The organism is Archangium violaceum Cb vi76, from assembly GCF_000733295.1.
GTDB classification, from domain to species: Bacteria; Myxococcota; Myxococcia; order Myxococcales; family Myxococcaceae; genus Archangium; species Archangium violaceum.
Map to the genome: position 1 here is coordinate 1 of NZ_JPMI01000233.1, position 15,319 is coordinate 15,319.

Consider the following 15,319-nt stretch of genomic DNA (forward strand, 5'->3'; position numbering starts at 1 on the left):
CCCACGGGTTGAACCCGTGTGGATGCGAACCCGGGTCCACGAGATACCCTCACCCCGTCCCTCTCCCGGAGGGAGAGGGGAAATGTCCTCCGCTTGGGGAAGAGTCCTCCGCTTGGGGAAGAGTCCTCCGCTTGGGGAAGAGTCCTCCGCTTGGGGACGTATGCTCAGGCCGCCACGGTGCCGCTGGTCTTCGTCACCCGGCCCGAGATGGCCGTCGGGTTGAGGATGTTGTCGAACATCGGGCTCGTCTTCTCCGCCGCCTTGCGGATCTCCTCCAGCGTGGCCGCGTCCGCGTCCGTGTCCACCTCGACCGTGTACTGCAACTCGGAGAAGCCCGCGCGCACCTTCGGGTCCAGGTTCAGGTAGCCCCTCAGGTCGAACGGCGCGCTCACCTTGATGCGCAGGTCGCGGTAGTCCAGCCCCCTCATCCTCGCCTGCGTCACCCAGCCGATCGTCAGGCACGTGCCCAGCGAGGCCAACAGCAACTCCATCGGATCGATGTGCTGATCCTTGCCGCCCAGCGCCGTGGGCTCATCCGTCTCCAGCGTGAAGGAGCGCGCCTTCGTCACCGCCTGCGCCCCATCGCGCCACTCCGTCACCGTCTCGAATCGGCCCTTGCCCGCCTCGGGGTTGGCCGATACGTGCGCCTTCGTCTTCTGGAACGTGTCGAGATCGAGCGTGCAGCAGCTGCCGGTGATGTTCTCCATGGCTGTCTCCAGATGTTCGAGGGGCATCGACGGTAGGTCGGTGCCATTCGGGGCCGCAAGCCGCCCGCACCCGGCGTCACAGTGCGCGGCGACCCCCACTCGGCGTGGCCCACGCCCAGTAGAGAAGGGTGCCCAGCACTCCCGCCCAGGGCACGTACGGGACTCCCGCGAGCACTCCATCCATGCACAGGCGGATGCGGCACTCGGGCCGTTCCAACGTGGAGCAGGCCCCGAGCAGCAGCGGCGCATGGCAGGCGAGGTAACCCATGGCCAACCCTCGCAGCACGTCCCCTCGCACCCACCGGCGTGTCACCACCCGCCACAGCGTGGGCAGCGCCACCAGTGTGGCCAGCGCGCTGAGCACCAGCTTCTGCTCCCGCACCTGCGTGGCCACCCACAGCACCCCCAGCGTCGCCAGCAGCGGCGGCCAGAGTGGGGCGTGTGGGTCTTGTTCATCCTCGGGTGCGGACATGGGGAGAGGCTCACCCACGACAGTAACAGGGCGACACTCCCCTGACGCCCTGTGTCGTCTCGTGGACCCTCGTGCTCCCCGTGCATTGCGCATTGCGTCAGCAATGAATTACTTTCATCCGGGCCAGCAGGTGGGATTAGGCGCGGCTGCCGGGCGGCCCCCGTGCAGACCAGGCGAGTGTCCCTCAGGTAACATTCGCTGCCGTGGGTGGGGGGGAAGGAGACGCGTTGATGATGGCGGAAGTGCCGCAACCGGAACCCAGGAAGGTAGCGGCCATCATGTTCACGGACATGGTGGAGCTCAGCCCCGAGGCTCGGCGGGACGAGGCGCTCAACCACGAGCTGCGCCAGGAGCATGGCCGGCTGGTACGCGGTCTGCTCTCCGGTCACGGAGGCCGGGAGATCAAACAGCTGGAGGATGGATTCCTCGTCGAGTTCGACGAGGCCCTGCCCGCGGTGGCCTGCGCGCTGGAGCTGCAGTCGGCGCTGTGCGCGCGCAACGAATGTGTCCCGCAGACGCGCCGGGTGGAGCTGCGCATCGGCATCCACCTGGGCTCGGTGGTGCACCGGGACGGTGACATCTTCGGCGAGGGCGTCAACGTGGCCGCCCGCCTGGAGTCGCTCGCCCGGCCCGGGAGCCTCTACGTGAGCGAGCCGGTGGTGCGGCAGGTGCAGAGCCAGGTCCAGGCTCCCGTGGTGCGCCTGAGCCGGGGAGACCTGAAGAACATCCGCCTGCCGGTGCCCGTCTACCGCATCGATCCGCCCGTGCGCCGCCGCCGCGGCACGTGGATGTCGCGCCTGCGCGGCCTGCTGCGTCCCGGCAGCTGAGCACTCGCGTGGACCGGGGCGCTATATGGTGCGCCCCCATGAAAGAGCTCACCCTCGTCGTCGCCTCGAAGAACTACTCCTCCTGGTCGCTGCGGCCCTACCTCGCGCTCGCCCACACCGGACAGCCCTTCCGCGAGGTGGTGGTGCCGCTGGGCCAGGCGGACACCGCCGCGAGCATCGCGAAGTACTCGCCCAGTGGCCGGGTGCCGGCGCTGCTGTACGGGGACCTCGCCATCTGGGACTCGCTGGCCATCTGCGAGTACCTGGCCGAGCAGTTCCCCCAGGCGAAGCTGTGGCCCCAGGACAGCGCCGCCCGCGCCATGGCCCGCTCCGTCACCGCGGAGATGCACTCGGGCTTCTCCCACCTGCGCAACCACATGCCCATGAACCTCCACGCCCGCAGGCCCGGCGAGGGCCGCGCCCCTGGCGTCGCCGAGGACATCTCCCGCATCACCTCGCTGTGGACGGAGTGCCGGCGGCGTTTCGGGCAGGGCGGGCCGTTCCTCTTCGGCGCCTTCTCCATCGCGGATGCCTTCTACGCGCCCGTCGTCACGCGCTTCGTCACCTATGACGTGGAGCTGGACGCGGAGGGCGCCGCCTGGCGGGACGCGGTGCTCGCCCTGCCGGCGATGAAGGCCTGGACCGAGGCCGCCCGCCACGAGCCGCCCGTGGCGCGTTACGAGAAGAACCAGGCGCCTGCTACAGCCCCAGCGCCTTGAGGTGTGTGTCGAAGGCCTGGGCGGTGGTGAAGAGGTGGCCGCGGATGCCCAGCGCGCTCGCGGCCTGGACGAACTCGGGGATGTCGTCGAAGAAGGCGGCCTCGTGCGGCTCGCAGCCCGCGTGCTTCAGGGCCTCCTGGTAGATGGCGGGCTCGGGCTTCACCAGGCCCACCTCGCAGCTGAGCACCAGGTGATCGAAGCGCTTCAGCACCGGCAGCCTCGGCCGCAGCCATTCCATGTGCAGCACGTTGGTGTTGGACAGCAGCACCAGCTTCACCCGCCCCACCAGCCCCTCCACCCGCGGCAGCACCGCCTCGTGCACGGTGAAGTGGCTGCTCCACAGGGCGTTGAACTCCTCGGCCGGCAGGTCCACCCCCAGCGCGCCACACACGTCGCGCCGGATGCCCTCGGCGCCGACGAGGCCCCGGTTGGCCGCCGTCCAGCCCGCGCCCGCCAACCGGCGCTCGGCCTCCGCGGGCGCTAGCCCCGCCCTCGTCCCCAGCCTGCGGAACAGCAGGGCATTGTCGTGGAAGACGAGGACGTTGCCGAGGTCCAGGATGAGGGCGCGAAGAGGGGGGCTCATGGACCGGGTTTTATACCCGGTAGCTGCGCGCCACGTGCTGCATCTGCTCGGCCACCTCGCGCAACGCCTGCGTGACGCGCTGGGTGGCCTGCAGCCCCACCATGGTGTCGTGCATCAGGCTGGAGAGGTCCGTCAGGGCGCTGAAGATTTCGTTGATGCCCGCGTTCTGCTGGCTCACCGCGCCGGAGATCTGCCGCACCGCGTTCATGTTGTCCTGCACGATTTCAGTGAGGGCGTGGATGCTCTCGCCGCTGGTGCGCACCTGGTCCATGCCCGCCTCCATGCGCGCATGGCCCTGCTCGTTGAGCTCCACCGTCTTGATGATGGCCTGGGTGATGTCCTCGAGCAGCCCGCCCACCTGGGCGGTGGACTGGATGGACTGGTTGGCCAGGGTGCGGATCTCCTTGGCCACGATGCCAAAGCCCTTGCCATGCTCGCCGGAGCGCACCGCCTCGATGGCCGCGTTGAGCGCCAGCATGTTGGAGCGGTCCGCCAGCCCCTTCACCGTCTGGGTGATGCCGCCGATGCGCTGGGCGCGCTCGTTGAGCCCGCTGATCTGCTCGGACATCTCGTTCACCTGGTCGCGCAGCGCCTGGAAGCCGCCCATGCTCTCGGCGAGGGCGCGGGCGCTCCCGTGGCCGAGCTCCTCGGCGCGCGTGGCCACCGTCAGCACCGCGGCGGCCCGCTCGGCCGCCACCTCCGACGTCTGTTTGATTTCCTGCGCTGTCACTTGCGTCTGTTGGAGCGCCGCGGCCTGGCGGGTGAGGTTGCTCTCCTCCTGCTCGGCGGCGCGCGTCAGCTCGGCCACGGTGTCGGTGAGCACCTGCGTGCCGCGCTGCAGGCTCTCGGTCGTCTCGCGCAGGTGGTCCACCAGCTGCACGAAGGAGCGGGCCAGCTCGCCCACCTCGTCGTCGGAGCGCACGTCGGGCTTCTGGGTGAGGTCTCCCTCCTGGACGATGCGGTGCACGACCTGGCTCAGCCGGGTGATGGGCGCGGTGATGCCGCGCGACAGCAGCAGGGCGGCCAGGGCGGCCAGCACCACCACGGCCATCACCGCCACCGCGGTGCCGACGCGCAGCTGGTTCATCGTGGCGTAGACCTCCTCGGGGTCCGAGAGGGCCACGAAGCGCCAGCCATCGCCCACGTCCGGAATCTCCGGCCCGTTGATGGCCTGCTCGGCCACGGCGTCGGGAATGTTCCAGGCGTCCTTGCCCCGCGAGTCGAAGAGCACCGTGCCCGAGGCGGTGCGCACCTCCAGGGCGAAGCTCTCGTTCTTGCGCGAGCGGGCGCGGGCCAGCGCGGCCTTCACCACCTCGCCCACCTGGCCCCAGTCATACGCCGCCAGCAGCACGCCCATCCGCCGCCCGCCCCGTGACTCCATCACCGGCGCCGCCAGGTGCAGCACCTGCATGCCGAAGACGGGGTCCTCGTGCGTGAGCGTCGCGCTGGTGAAGCGCCCCTCCTGGGCCGCCTTGAACCAGGCCGAGTCGCGCACCACCGCCTCCTGCCCCGCGAAGGAGTCGCGCAGCGCCGGCGTACTGGCGGACACGGCCCGGCCGTCGTCGGTGAAGAGCACCAGTCCGGTGAAGGTGGTGTAGCGCAACTGCAGCCGCGACAGCACCCCGTCGCTCAGCGCATGGCTGTCGCGCTGCAGGGACTCGCGCAGCAGCGTGTCCTCGGCCCAGCTGCGCACGCTCGTCTCGCGCTCCGCCAGCGAGGCCTCCACCAGATCCTTCAGGCCCTCCGCCTCGATGCGGAGCATCTCGTGCACCTGCGCCTGCATCATCTGTTGGGTGGTGGTGACCCCCGCCAGGGTGGAGAGCAGCAGCGGCGTGACGGCCAGCAGGGTGACGTACAGCGTCAGGCGGCCGCGCAGCTTGAGGGTGCCGATCAGGGGAAGTTTCATGAATCTCGTGACGTCCGCTGGGAGGCGCCGAGAGGGACTCCAATGTCCTCACGGCCGACGCCCCCCTCCTGTACCACGGAGCGCGTCCTGGCGGAGGGGGCACGTTCCAGGTTGTGGGTCCAGGTGGGAGGCCCAGACGGACGAGGCCCGGAGCACGCAGGGAGCTCCGGGCCGCCTGTCTGTCCACTTGCCTACCTAGGAGAGCGGGATGCGCTCGGGCAGCTCGCGGTCCGGCACGTTCACGTAGTCCGCCCGGAAGTCGAGCATCAGCCGCTGGTGCACGCGGGGGCTGATGAGCTTGCGCAGCATGCCGAGCAGCCCGGGTGGGGCGGCGATCACCAGCCGGTCATAGGCGTGGTCGTTGAAGCCGCGCTCCAGGCGGGCGGCGAGCTCGCGGGCGAAGCGGTCGACTTCCAGCTGCTGACGAGCATCGGGCTGGTTCTCGGGTTGGGGTTTGTTCAGGGAGCCGGCGTTGGGGTTGTCCGGCTGGTTGAGCAGCCGTCCGGACAAGGACCGGCTCTCCTCGTGGTGGAACTCCTCCTTGAGGTTCCAGACCTCCGCGCGCTCGTCCGTCGCGAAGAGCTTGGCCCGGCTCCCATTGGCCACCAATATCCACAGCGCGTCCGCCATCGTTCATCCTCCTGCTCCTTGAGGTGCGGACCCCCACCGTCCCCGGCAAGCTTCCTCCCTCCGGGGGACGCGTGCCGGGGCGCCGGGCGGGCGGGCGCCGGGGCACCTTCCCTGGAGCCGGGGGCCTGGCATATGCCCGGGGGACGACCGGGGATGCACCCCGGGGAGTGACGCTTTTCGGCGGGAGGCCGAGGACGATGCGCGAGATGGGTGAAGCGGCGGCCAGCTGGCTGGTGGGCAGGCTGGGGGAGATGGAGGAAGCGCTCGCCGCGCTGGTGGAGGTGAACTCGTGGACGGAGAACGCGGAGGGTGGCCGCGAGGTGGGCGCCCTGCTGCGTGAGCAGTTCACGATGCCGGGGCTGGTGGGCGAGGTGGTCCCCAGCACGCGGTACGCGGACCACCTGGTGTTCCGCTCGGAGGGCCGGGCGGGGCTCCAGCCGGTGGCGCTGGTGGGCCACCTGGACACGGTGTTCCCCCCGGGCAGGTTCGAGGGCTACCGGAAGGACGGGGCGCTGCGGCGCGGGCCGGGCGTGCTGGACATGAAGGGTGGGCTCGTCGTCATCGCCTGGGCCCTCAAGGCGCTCGCGGCGTCGGGGGGCCTGGACAAGCTGCCGCCGCTGCGGCTGGTGGTGGTGTCGGACGAGGAGGTGGGCTCGCCCGAGGGCACTGGCGTCATCCGCGAGGCCATCGCCGGGGCGGGGGCGTGTCTCGTCTTCGAGTCGGGCCGGGCGGCGGACGCCATCATCACCCGGCGCAAGGGCACCGGCATGGCCACGGCGGTGGCGCACGGCAAGGCGGCCCACGCGGGCAACGCGCACCAGGAGGGGGCCAATGCGTTGTGGGCGCTCGCCCGTTTCGTGGACCGGGTGCAGCAGCTCACCGACTACCCGCGTGGCATCACCGTCAACGTGGGCAAGGTGACGGGCGGCCAGGGGAAGAACACGGTGCCGGACCACGCGGTGGCGGAGGTGGACCTGCGCTTCTGCACGCGCGCGGATGGAGAGGACCTGGTGCTGCGCTTCCAGCGGGCGGCCGAGGAGTCCGCGGCCAGTGTTCCCGGCACGCGCATCGAGGTGAAGGGTGGGGTGGCTCGCGAGCCGCTGGAGCGCACCGAGGCCTCCGCGGCGCTGATGGCGGCGTATGGCGCGTGTGCCCACGCCTCCGGGTTGGGCCATGGCGAGGCGCCGCTGGTGGGTGGTGGCTCGGACGCGAGCACCTCGTCCTCCATGGGAATTCCGTCCATCGACGGGCTGGGCCCCCGGGGCAAGGGCTTCCACACGGTGGATGAGTTCATCGAGGTGGATACCCTGATTCCCAAGGCCCAGGCGCTGGTGCGCTACCTCGCGTCGCGCGCGGGGTAGGACTCTGGTTGGAGGTGGGCGGGGCCGGTGATGGCTCCGCTCCCAGGAGGAGACGTCAGACTTCCTCGTCGGGCAGCAGGGTGACGAGCAGTTCGTCGTCAGGGCCGAGAGGGCGCCAGCCGGGCGGCGGTGGCGTGGCGCGGAGCGCTGCCCGGGCCTGCTTGACACGTACCTTGTGCGTTTCCGGGGTGTATGCGGTCCACGTGCCGAGCGCCAGGGCTATCTCTCCACGGGTTGCGTCGTCCATGACGGACGGCCAGCCTTCAGGGATGCTCTCGAACAACATGCGTACGAGCATACTGCGCACCAGACGAGTGACCTGCTTGTGCTGCTCCGCCTCGCCGAGCAACCCGCTGAATACCTGCACCCCGGCGATATCGTCTGGACCAAGCTCCTCGGCCAGCTTCACCAACGAGGCCGTAGGGCGAGCCTCGGCGAAGGCGGTGAGTGAATCGTAACCACGCTCGCGGACACGCTCGTACAGGCGCGCCTTCACGTTGCCCCGCCACGCACGTCCGTCGCTCATCGCCCTCTCCTGCGGATGAATTTCATCGGGATTCCGTACTCCTTCATGCGCTCCGCGACGTTCTTGAGGATTTCATTTCGTGTCAGCATCCGACCAGCATCAGCTTCGGCTTCGAGCAGCGTCTCCATGATCATGCGGTTCCACTCACCGGGCCATGTGCGCCCCAGCTTCCAGTTCCCCCCACCGTGGATGGCCTGATGGTGTGCTTGCTCCAGCCTGACGCAGAACCGGTCGATGTCCATCTCGCCGGTGAAGCCGCGCTTGTTGAACCACTCGCGGAACTCCTGTGGCATGACGTGGTGCCCCGGTGGCTCGGCCATGCCAGCTCCCGCTCTGTCCGTCACGCGCATGCCCCGCACCTCGGGCCCCTCGCCCAGCGCCTCACGCACGCCGCGCGGCAGCTCGCCGTGCGCCATCATCACCTGACCGGCCTGAATCCGCACCGCCGCGCTCACGGCGGGCAATGAGAGGACGCCCGCCCGCACCAGCCGCCGCATCATCTCCACCCACTCGGCGGAGACGACCATGCGCGTGCCCATCATCACTCCGCCAGAGCCCACCATGAACCCCATGCCCAGCGTGGCGGGAGCCGCCGCACGCAGCGCGGGCAGGGTGAACTTCAGTGCCGACAACAGAGTGAGCGCCTCCACGGACTCCTTGTATTCGAGGTGGCGGACGAAGAGGCCGTTGCCCGCGCCAGCGATGCCCTGGTGGCTGGCCCTGAGTGTGGACATCTCACGGGAGATGCGGTGGGCAGAGGCGGACACCTCGTCCACGGCCCCGAGAAACGCCAGATGTGCCGCCAGGGCGCTCCCAGTGTCTTCCACGCCGCCCGGGTCCACCACCGGCCCTGTCTCTCGCGGGCCCTGGCGGAGGTGCAACCGCTGCGGCCTCTCGGACTCGGGTGCGGACGGCTCATCCGGGCCTCCAACCCAGCCATGCGTGGCCCCCTCGCGCGGCGCGTAGCGCAGGTGCGTCCCCTGTCCAGGCGGTGGAGTCAGCGGCGCACAGCCATTGGACAGCAGGGCCAGGGCGAGCAGCACGGCCAGCGAGCTGGAAGTCATCAGCGCCTCCGTGGAGGACTTCCAGTCTACTCGTGAATGACCCAACAGTGGCGAAGCCGTGGCAGGCGGCGGGAGCAGCCAGGTGCTGGTGGCTGCGTCAGCTGTCGCCATCCCGATGGGCATGGCTGCCGTGCCCGATGCCGCGATGCTTATCGGAGTGACGAGGAGGAGCTCGAGCCGCGAAGTGGCTCGGCCTGCCCACCCGGCTCCGGCGGCGCCGCGGCGGGCCGGCCCAGCCTGGCGATGTCCACCGTCAGCAGCTCGTACAGCAGCACGTCCCACCACCAGAAGAAGAGCGCGCTGAACTTGATGTAGACCAGCGGCGCGTTCGTCCAGATCTGCAGCGGATGGCCCAGCACCCGGTCTGCCACGAAGCCCGCGAGCCACTCGCCCGCGAAGCAGATGGTCCCGGCGATGACCATCCGCTTCACCAGCCCCACGTTCCGGCGCAGGAACCAGAAGAAGTTCAGACACCAGATGATGGTCACCGAGCCCGCCCACAGCCCCACGCTCTCGAAGGAGAACCAGTGGTAGGGCGAGAGCGGATACGTCCACCCGGGCTCCCCGGTGAGCTTCCAGTAGAGCTGGTTCTGCAGCAGCTCCACGAACCAGAAGATGGGCGTCACGTAGCTGACGTGGAACACCAGCGAGCCCAGATACCCGGCCACCCTCCGTTGCCTGCCGTCTCCAGACGGCCCCGTCTCATCCCTTGACACAGCAACCTCCTCCACGGCCCGGCCTGCCCGTGCGCGGCACCTCGTTCCTCTCGCGAGTCTGCCACGGGTGGGTCTCCGAGAGAGTTGGAGGTGTGTCTGGAGGCTACACGGCGGACCCGGGCGTGGCAGTCACCTGCCTGCTCCCAAGGCAGGTGCATGGAGTGACGTGGGCGGTGCTCCGCAGCGGGCGCTGTTCGCGGTACAACAGTACGTATGCGTACCCCCGTCGTGTATGTGGCCGGCCTGCTGGCACTCGCGCTGGCCGCCGGCCCGGCCCGAGCCCAGGGCCTCGGGCTGGACCTGTCCGGTGATTCGAGCACCCAGGGCAACGAGCAGCAGCAGGATTCCGGAGAGGACTCTGGAGAGGGCACTCCACCGGACGGAGATCAGGGCGGGATGGGTCTGGGCCTGGACCTGAGCAGCGGCACGCCGGGAGCGGACCTCCAGCCGCGCTTCGCGCTGGTGGGCCTGGACACGCCCGAGCGCGCTGGCGCCGCGGCGGCGAAGCGGTGGATGGGTTGGTTGCAGGCGGTGGCGTTGCGCACCGGCCGGGTGGCCAGGGCCGCCGAGCCCTCCGAGGTGCGCGAGCAGCTCGCGTCGGACTACGAGGCCGCCCTGCGCTGCCAGGAGGCCTCGTGCTTGAGCGGGCCGGCGGACACGATCGACGCGGACCTGCTCACCACGGCGCGCCTGGCGCTCGAGGACGAGGGCTGGACGCTGCGGCTGTGGACGTATGACCGGGACCGGGGCGTGGTGGAGACGGACGTGGTGACGGGCCGCAAGCCCACCGACAGCAACTTCATCCGCGAGGCGGGTGAGGTGCTGTCCAGGCGCGTGACGGAGCTGGCCCGGCCGCGTTCGATGTTGAAGGTGTCCAGCAACGTGTCGCAGGCGGTGGTGCGCGTGGGCGAGCGCATGCTGGGCGTGGGCACCGTCGAGGCGAAGCTGCCGCCCGGCGAGGTGCAGCTCATCGTGGAGGCCGACGAATACTCCACCTATACGAAGACGCTGACGCTCGTGTCGGGTGAGACGCAGGAGGTGGCGGTGCGGCTGGAGCTCAATGGCCCCGCGCCGGAGGGCCCCCCGTCGGACGCCGTGGCGGGCGTAAAGAAGAAGAAGTCGAGCGGCTCCTCCGGCCCCACCGTCTTCAGCCGTCCCGCCCTCTACACCACGGTGCTGGGCCTGGCGGCGGTGGGCGCGGGCGTGGCCATGGGCATGGGCCTCCAGGGCAAGGTGCAGGACGCCAACGGCGATGGGATCATGGACGTGTCCCGTGCCGAGTACCTGGCCGCCCGGCAGCAGTCGATGATCGCCACGGCGCTCATGGCGGGCGGTGGAGCGGTGGCGGGTGGCAGCCTGCTGTGGCTCTTCATCGTCCCGGCGCGTTCCGAGCCGGTGTCCTCCTCGGTGGCCCCCGTTTCCAACGGGAAGGGCACCAGCGGCACGGCCCTCCACTTCGTGATTGGCGGGAGCTTCTGAGCATGAAGTCCTTTTCTTCCCTCTTCTGTTGTCTGGTGCTCGCGCTGTCCGCCGCGGGCTGTTTCGTGCCGGAGCTTCCGGACGACACCCTCTTCAGCTGCGACAAGCCCGAGGACTGCGCCGCCGAGGGCGTGGTGTGCGCTCCCCGCGGCGCGGGCCTGCGTGGCTACTGCTGCACGCCCACCGACGAGGTGTGCAACGGCCAGGACGACAACTGCAACGGCCAGCTGGACGACCTGGCCGCCGCCAGTTGCTACACCGGCCCCGAGGGGACGAAGGACGTGGGCGGCTGCAAGTCCGGCCAGGCCGCCTGCGGTACCGACGGCTCCATCATCTGCGCCGGCGAGGTCCTGCCCGCCGCCACCGAGTCGTGCAACGGCACCGATGACGACTGCGACGGCGAGCTGGACGAGGGCTTCAACACCCAGACGGACAACGCCAACTGCGGCCGGTGCGGCAACCGCTGCAATGCCCTGACCGAGCTGTGCGTGGACGGGGCCTGCAAGACGCGCGGTGAGGCGCTCTGCGACGACGACACCGACGACGACGGGGACGGCTCCAAGGACTGCGCGGACGACGACTGCGACAACCAGGAGCGCCTGTGCAAGGCCGGCGACACGGCCAAGAACTGCATCTGCGTCGGCCGGACGATTGGCGAGGCCAACTGCGGCGACGGCATCGACAACGAGCCCACTCCGGACGGGTTCATCGACTGCGTCGAGGAGGAGTGCACCAACAAGTCGTGTGGCACCGGCTGCGTCTGCACCAACTACGTGAAGAAGGAGATCGCCTGCGGCGACGGCATCAACAATGACGGCACCGAGGGCATCGACTGCGCGGATCCCGACTGCGCCAACCAGTCGTGCGGCACCGGCTGCACCTGCACGGGCGGCAAGGCCGTGGAGACCGTGTGCTCCGATGGCATCAACAATGACGGCACCGAGGGCATCGACTGCGCGGACTCCGACTGCAACGGCAAGGATTGCAGCGTTGCCGGGGGCTGTGTGTGCACCGGTGGTACCGCCAAGGAGACCGTGTGCAACGATGGCCTGGACAACGACGGCAAGGGCGACGTGGACTGCGCGGACCCTGACTGCAACTGGACGAACTTCGGTGACGGCACCATCTGCGCGGGAGGCAAGCGCGTGGAGGTCGCCTGCACGGACGGCACGGACAACGATGGGAACGGCGGCAAGCTCGACTGCGCCTCCGGCAACGCCGACCCCAACTGCGTCAGCGGCCTGTGCGGCGTGGGCTGCACCCTGACGAACTGTGCCAGGAAGGAGACCACCTGCAACGACCGCATCGACAACGATGGCGACGGTCAGATCGATTGCGCGGACAGGACGGATTGCCCCTCCGGCACCGCTTGCACCCGCAACAACGGCTCGGCGGGAACGTGCCAGAGCAACGGCTCGTGCAACTGAGCCTGTGCGCTTGATTCACACCTGAGCGCGGGCCCGCCCTCCGGGGCGGGCCTCTTCCAACTGATGGCTCCCAGAAGGATTCCACCGCCCTGGGGGGGACAGAAAAGTCGTCACCCTGACGACAACGTTGGCCGTGTGGGTTGCCGGGGGATGAGAGGATGAAAAGGTTTGCCGCCCATGCGCGGCGACGACCTCATCTCGGGCACGGTGCTCTCAGGCAGCTTCCAAGCCGCAGGCGGCTCGACGGTCGTGGACCGCGAGCTTCAAGAAGGAGACATTCTCGGCAGCTACCAACTGGAGCGCCTGCTGGGCGAGGGCTCCATGGGCCAGGTGTTCCAGGCCCGCCACACGCGGCTGGGGCGCCAGGTGGCCCTCAAGGTGCTGCGCTCGGCCTTCTCCCATGATCGCGGTTTCGTGCAGCGCTTCTTCCAGGAGGCGCGCGCCGTCAATCAGATCAACCACGAGCACATCGTGGAGATCTTCGACTTCATCGAGGACGCGGAGCACGGACGTGTCTACTGCGTGATGGAGTTGCTGCGCGGGCAGAGCCTCTCCGCCCTCCTGAACGAGGAGAAGCTGTCCCTGCTGCGCATCCGCCGCATGCTGGTGCAGGTGTGCGCGGCGCTGGGGGCGGCGCACCAGCTCGGGGTGGTGCACCGGGACATCAAGCCGGACAACCTCTTCGTCACCCACAAGGGCGGGCAGCAGGACTTCGTGAAGGTGCTCGACTTCGGGGTGGCCAAGCTGCTCACCGCCGAGAGCACCAGCGGCACGCTGGACGGCACCATCATCGGCACGCCCACGTACATGTCTCCGGAGCAGGCCGCGGGCCTGCCGGTGGACCATCGCGCGGACATCTACGCGGTGGGGACCGTCCTCTACGAGCTGCTCGGCGGACAGCCGCCCTTCCAGGCGTCCAACTTCGGCCAGCTCATGGTGAAGATCCTCACCGAGCCGCCCCCCGCGCTGCCCTCGCACACGCCAGCGGGAGAGCCGGTGCCGCAGGTGCTGGCCCAGCTCGCCCTGCGCTGTCTGGCCAAGGAGCCCGGGGACCGGCCGCAGCAGCTCTCCGAGGTCATCACCGCGCTGCTGTCGGACACGGGGACGGAACCGCGGGCGGTCTCCCCCGTCCTCTCCGAGGCCGAGCGGCCCACCCAGCCCATGGCGGTGCCCGCGGCGCTGTCCGGTGCGCGGCGCCCCTGGCCGCTGATCGCCTCGGGCGTGGTGGCCCTGGCGCTCGCGGGGCTCGTGCTCTCGTGGGGCGTGCGGCGTGGCGCCGCCTCCGCGGCCGAGGCGCACGAGGTCGCCGCTCAGGCCCCTGTCCCCCTCACCACCGGGCAGGAAGCGCGGCCCGGCTCGCCCGCCATCCTCGAGGCGCCGCTCGTGCCCGAGGCGGAGCCGCGCGCGGGCCGCAAGCAGACTCGGGAGGCGGTCCGCCCCGCTTCCCACCGCAAGCAGAACCCCGGAGTGCGCGATGACATCATCGATCCGTTCGCTCGCTGAGCGCTCCCTGCTGCCGGTGCTGGTGGCGGTGGTGCTCGCCCTGTCGCCCCTGTCCACGCGCGCCGCGAACGGGGAGGCGGGCTCCCGCGTGGAGTCTCAGGCCCGCGCGAAATTCTCCGAGGGCAACATCGCCTATGACCTGGGCGAGTTCCAGAAGGCCCTGGACGCCTACAGCGAGGCGTACCGGTTGATGCCGCTGCCGGGCTTCCTCTTCAACATCGCCCAGTGCCACCGGCAGATGGGCCGTCCCGAGCGCGCCGGCTTCTTCTACCGGCGCTACCTGACGCTCTCCAAGGAGGAGCCCTCCAACGCCGCGCTGGTGCGGGAGCTCCTCGCGGAGATGGACGAGGCGGTGCTCCGGGAGCAGCAGCGGCGCCAGACGCGCGAGGAGACGGCGAGGGAGCAGGCGAAGGCCGCGGCGCTGCGGGCCCAGACGGAGGCGATCGCCGCGCGCCGTGTCCAGCAGGGGGAGGGCAAGCGTGCCCTGGTGCCCCGCGCCAAGGCCTCCGCGCGGAGCGAGGCCCAGGTGAAGGGCGACAACCCGCTGACGAAGTGGTGGGTGTGGGCGGGGGCGGGCGCCGTGGCGGTGCTCGCCGGCGGCATCGTCTACGCGGCCACCGCGCCCCAGCCGCGCCCCACCACCCTGGGCACCGTGCGTTAGCCGGGGCCGAGGGCCCGGGCCCTCTCAGGCCGGGGTCTCCTGGGAGCCGCCCCGCTGCTGGGCCAGCATCAGCGCGGCCGTGTGGCCCATGCGGGTGTGGAAGCTCTCGGCGTCGTGGAAGGTGAGCCGCACGTCGCCCAGCTGCAGCTGCATGCCGGACTCCAGCGGGAGGATCTGCCCGGGCCGCATCCGCTTTCCGCTCAGCATCGCCGGCCCGCCCTGGACCAGCGCCTCCACCGTCCATTGTCCGTCCGGCTGGGCATGGAGCGCCAGGTGCTCGCGGGACACCGTGGCGTCGTTGATGACGAAGACGTTGTGCGAGGCCCGCCCCAGCGTGAGCGTGTCCCGCCCCGGCGCCGCCGCCAGTTCGAAGCACATGGCATCCCCCGACGGCAGACAGTCGCGGAGATCCGAGGTGGGCAGCCGGGTGGTGCCGTGGTTCTGCTCGCTATTCTCCGGAACGTTCCAGACCCCGGCCTCCCACACCAGCCAGCAGTGCGGGTAGCGGGCCCGGAACTTCTCCTTGAGTGCGAGGTGCTGCCGCACGAGCAGCGAGAGCAGCAGGGAGCGCGCCATGAGGGGAGAGAAACACCTCCGGGGCGTGATCGCCACCCCTTCTGGTGTCCGGAGTCGCCGGGTTGTCCAAGAGTGCGCGTTTGAGAGGGGCGATTTCGGGCCGGAGCAGGCGTCCAAACGGGGGGTACGGATTTTCACCCGGTCCACCTCCGGCGTAAGGTG

Annotated in this window: 16 protein-coding genes; 7 read left to right on the forward strand and 9 right to left on the reverse strand. The window is 70.0% G+C overall.

Translation table 11 applies throughout. The features are described 5' to 3' along the window. Positions 1–164: 164 nt before the first annotated feature. Entirely contained in the window at positions 165–707 is a 543-nt protein-coding gene (locus Q664_RS52920; RefSeq protein WP_052518916.1) for an OsmC family protein, read from the reverse strand. A 76-nt stretch (positions 708–783) separates the two neighbouring features. Then, positions 784–1,179, reverse strand: a complete 396-nt coding sequence (locus Q664_RS59445) for a hypothetical protein (RefSeq protein WP_043403973.1) — start codon at positions 1,177–1,179, stop codon at positions 784–786. 230 nt (positions 1,180–1,409) lie between these two features. On the opposite strand from Q664_RS59445, the gene Q664_RS31700 reads away from it, so the two are divergent. After that, a complete protein-coding gene (locus Q664_RS31700; protein WP_152622455.1) occupies positions 1,410–2,006 on the forward strand; it encodes an adenylate/guanylate cyclase domain-containing protein in 597 nt (198 codons plus the stop codon). 38 nt (positions 2,007–2,044) lie between these two features. Next, on the forward strand, positions 2,045–2,725 hold the full coding sequence (locus tag Q664_RS31705; RefSeq protein WP_043403975.1) for a glutathione S-transferase family protein: 681 nt from the start codon (positions 2,045–2,047) through the stop codon (positions 2,723–2,725). Here Q664_RS31705 and Q664_RS31710 read toward each other — a convergent pair. From Q664_RS31710 to Q664_RS31720, 3 genes are all read right to left on the reverse strand, one after another. Continuing rightward, positions 2,706–3,308, reverse strand: a complete 603-nt coding sequence (locus Q664_RS31710; protein ID WP_043403977.1) for an HAD family hydrolase — start codon at positions 3,306–3,308, stop codon at positions 2,706–2,708. The genes Q664_RS31705 and Q664_RS31710 overlap by 20 nt on opposite strands. Before the next feature lie 10 nt (positions 3,309–3,318). After that, positions 3,319–5,214: a methyl-accepting chemotaxis protein gene (locus Q664_RS31715; protein ID WP_043403979.1), complete on the reverse strand. Its 1,896-nt coding sequence runs from the start codon at positions 5,212–5,214 to the stop codon at positions 3,319–3,321. Between the two features lie 195 nt (positions 5,215–5,409). Then, the gene (locus Q664_RS31720) at positions 5,410–5,844 is read right to left on the reverse strand and encodes a host attachment protein (RefSeq protein WP_043403981.1); all 435 of its coding nucleotides are present in this window, start codon (positions 5,842–5,844) and stop codon (positions 5,410–5,412) included. A gap of 197 nt (positions 5,845–6,041) precedes the next feature. On the opposite strand from Q664_RS31720, the gene Q664_RS31725 reads away from it, so the two are divergent. Then, positions 6,042–7,205, forward strand: a complete 1,164-nt coding sequence (locus Q664_RS31725; RefSeq protein WP_043403984.1) for a M20 family metallopeptidase — start codon at positions 6,042–6,044, stop codon at positions 7,203–7,205. A 55-nt stretch (positions 7,206–7,260) separates the two neighbouring features. Here Q664_RS31725 and Q664_RS31730 read toward each other — a convergent pair whose 3' ends face one another. From Q664_RS31730 to Q664_RS31740, 3 genes are all read right to left on the reverse strand, one after another. Then, the gene (locus Q664_RS31730) at positions 7,261–7,731 is read right to left on the reverse strand and encodes a hypothetical protein (RefSeq protein WP_043403986.1); all 471 of its coding nucleotides are present in this window, start codon (positions 7,729–7,731) and stop codon (positions 7,261–7,263) included. Continuing rightward, on the reverse strand, positions 7,728–8,795 hold the full coding sequence (locus Q664_RS31735; RefSeq protein WP_043403988.1) for a DUF2380 domain-containing protein: 1,068 nt from the start codon (positions 8,793–8,795) through the stop codon (positions 7,728–7,730). Before Q664_RS31735 ends, Q664_RS31730 begins: the two co-directional genes overlap by 4 nt. Positions 8,796–8,944: 149 nt before the next feature. Beyond that, on the reverse strand, positions 8,945–9,463 hold the full coding sequence (locus Q664_RS31740) for a hypothetical protein (RefSeq protein ID WP_052518917.1): 519 nt from the start codon (positions 9,461–9,463) through the stop codon (positions 8,945–8,947). A 261-nt stretch (positions 9,464–9,724) separates the two neighbouring features. Between Q664_RS31740 and Q664_RS31745 the strand changes: the two genes are divergently transcribed. From Q664_RS31745 to Q664_RS31760, 4 genes are all read left to right on the forward strand, one after another. Continuing rightward, positions 9,725–10,990, forward strand: coding sequence for a PEGA domain-containing protein (locus tag Q664_RS31745; protein ID WP_043403990.1), 1,266 nt, complete (start codon positions 9,725–9,727; stop codon positions 10,988–10,990). A gap of 2 nt (positions 10,991–10,992) precedes the next feature. Further along, positions 10,993–12,417: a hypothetical protein gene (locus tag Q664_RS60195; RefSeq protein WP_052518918.1), complete on the forward strand. Its 1,425-nt coding sequence runs from the start codon at positions 10,993–10,995 to the stop codon at positions 12,415–12,417. Between the two features lie 177 nt (positions 12,418–12,594). Further along, positions 12,595–13,920: a serine/threonine-protein kinase gene (locus Q664_RS31755; protein WP_084610492.1), complete on the forward strand. Its 1,326-nt coding sequence runs from the start codon at positions 12,595–12,597 to the stop codon at positions 13,918–13,920. Further along, on the forward strand, positions 13,892–14,581 hold the full coding sequence (locus tag Q664_RS31760; RefSeq protein ID WP_052518919.1) for a tetratricopeptide repeat protein: 690 nt from the start codon (positions 13,892–13,894) through the stop codon (positions 14,579–14,581). Before Q664_RS31755 ends, Q664_RS31760 begins: the two co-directional genes overlap by 29 nt. Positions 14,582–14,605: 24 nt before the next feature. On the opposite strand, the gene Q664_RS31765 is transcribed toward Q664_RS31760, so the two are convergent. Beyond that, a complete protein-coding gene (locus Q664_RS31765) occupies positions 14,606–15,157 on the reverse strand; it encodes an FHA domain-containing protein (RefSeq protein WP_043403991.1) in 552 nt (183 codons plus the stop codon). Positions 15,158–15,319: the final 162 nt, after the last annotated feature.

What these genes read in the sequence shown, in the direction of transcription:
- Q664_RS60195 (WP_052518918.1), top strand. Translation starts at nt 10,993, where the DNA reads ATGAAGTCCTTTTCTTCCCTCTTCTGTTGTCTGGTGCTCGCGCTGTCC.
- Q664_RS31760 (WP_052518919.1), top strand. Translation starts at nt 13,892, where the DNA reads ATGACATCATCGATCCGTTCGCTCGCTGAGCGCTCCCTGCTGCCGGTG.
- Q664_RS31735 (WP_043403988.1), bottom strand. Translation starts at nt 8,795, where the DNA reads ATGACTTCCAGCTCGCTGGCCGTGCTGCTCGCCCTGGCCCTGCTGTCC.
- Q664_RS31700 (WP_152622455.1), top strand. Translation starts at nt 1,410, where the DNA reads ATGATGGCGGAAGTGCCGCAACCGGAACCCAGGAAGGTAGCGGCCATC.
- Q664_RS59445 (WP_043403973.1), bottom strand. Translation starts at nt 1,179, where the DNA reads ATGTCCGCACCCGAGGATGAACAAGACCCACACGCCCCACTCTGGCCG.
- Q664_RS31715 (WP_043403979.1), bottom strand. Translation starts at nt 5,214, where the DNA reads ATGAAACTTCCCCTGATCGGCACCCTCAAGCTGCGCGGCCGCCTGACG.
- Q664_RS31720 (WP_043403981.1), bottom strand. Translation starts at nt 5,844, where the DNA reads ATGGCGGACGCGCTGTGGATATTGGTGGCCAATGGGAGCCGGGCCAAG.
- Q664_RS31725 (WP_043403984.1), top strand. Translation starts at nt 6,042, where the DNA reads ATGCGCGAGATGGGTGAAGCGGCGGCCAGCTGGCTGGTGGGCAGGCTG.
- Q664_RS31755 (WP_084610492.1), top strand. Translation starts at nt 12,595, where the DNA reads ATGCGCGGCGACGACCTCATCTCGGGCACGGTGCTCTCAGGCAGCTTC.
- Q664_RS52920 (WP_052518916.1), bottom strand. Translation starts at nt 707, where the DNA reads ATGGAGAACATCACCGGCAGCTGCTGCACGCTCGATCTCGACACGTTC.
- Q664_RS31730 (WP_043403986.1), bottom strand. Translation starts at nt 7,731, where the DNA reads ATGAGCGACGGACGTGCGTGGCGGGGCAACGTGAAGGCGCGCCTGTAC.
- Q664_RS31705 (WP_043403975.1), top strand. Translation starts at nt 2,045, where the DNA reads ATGAAAGAGCTCACCCTCGTCGTCGCCTCGAAGAACTACTCCTCCTGG.
- Q664_RS31745 (WP_043403990.1), top strand. Translation starts at nt 9,725, where the DNA reads ATGCGTACCCCCGTCGTGTATGTGGCCGGCCTGCTGGCACTCGCGCTG.
- Q664_RS31710 (WP_043403977.1), bottom strand. Translation starts at nt 3,308, where the DNA reads ATGAGCCCCCCTCTTCGCGCCCTCATCCTGGACCTCGGCAACGTCCTC.
- Q664_RS31765 (WP_043403991.1), bottom strand. Translation starts at nt 15,157, where the DNA reads ATGGCGCGCTCCCTGCTGCTCTCGCTGCTCGTGCGGCAGCACCTCGCA.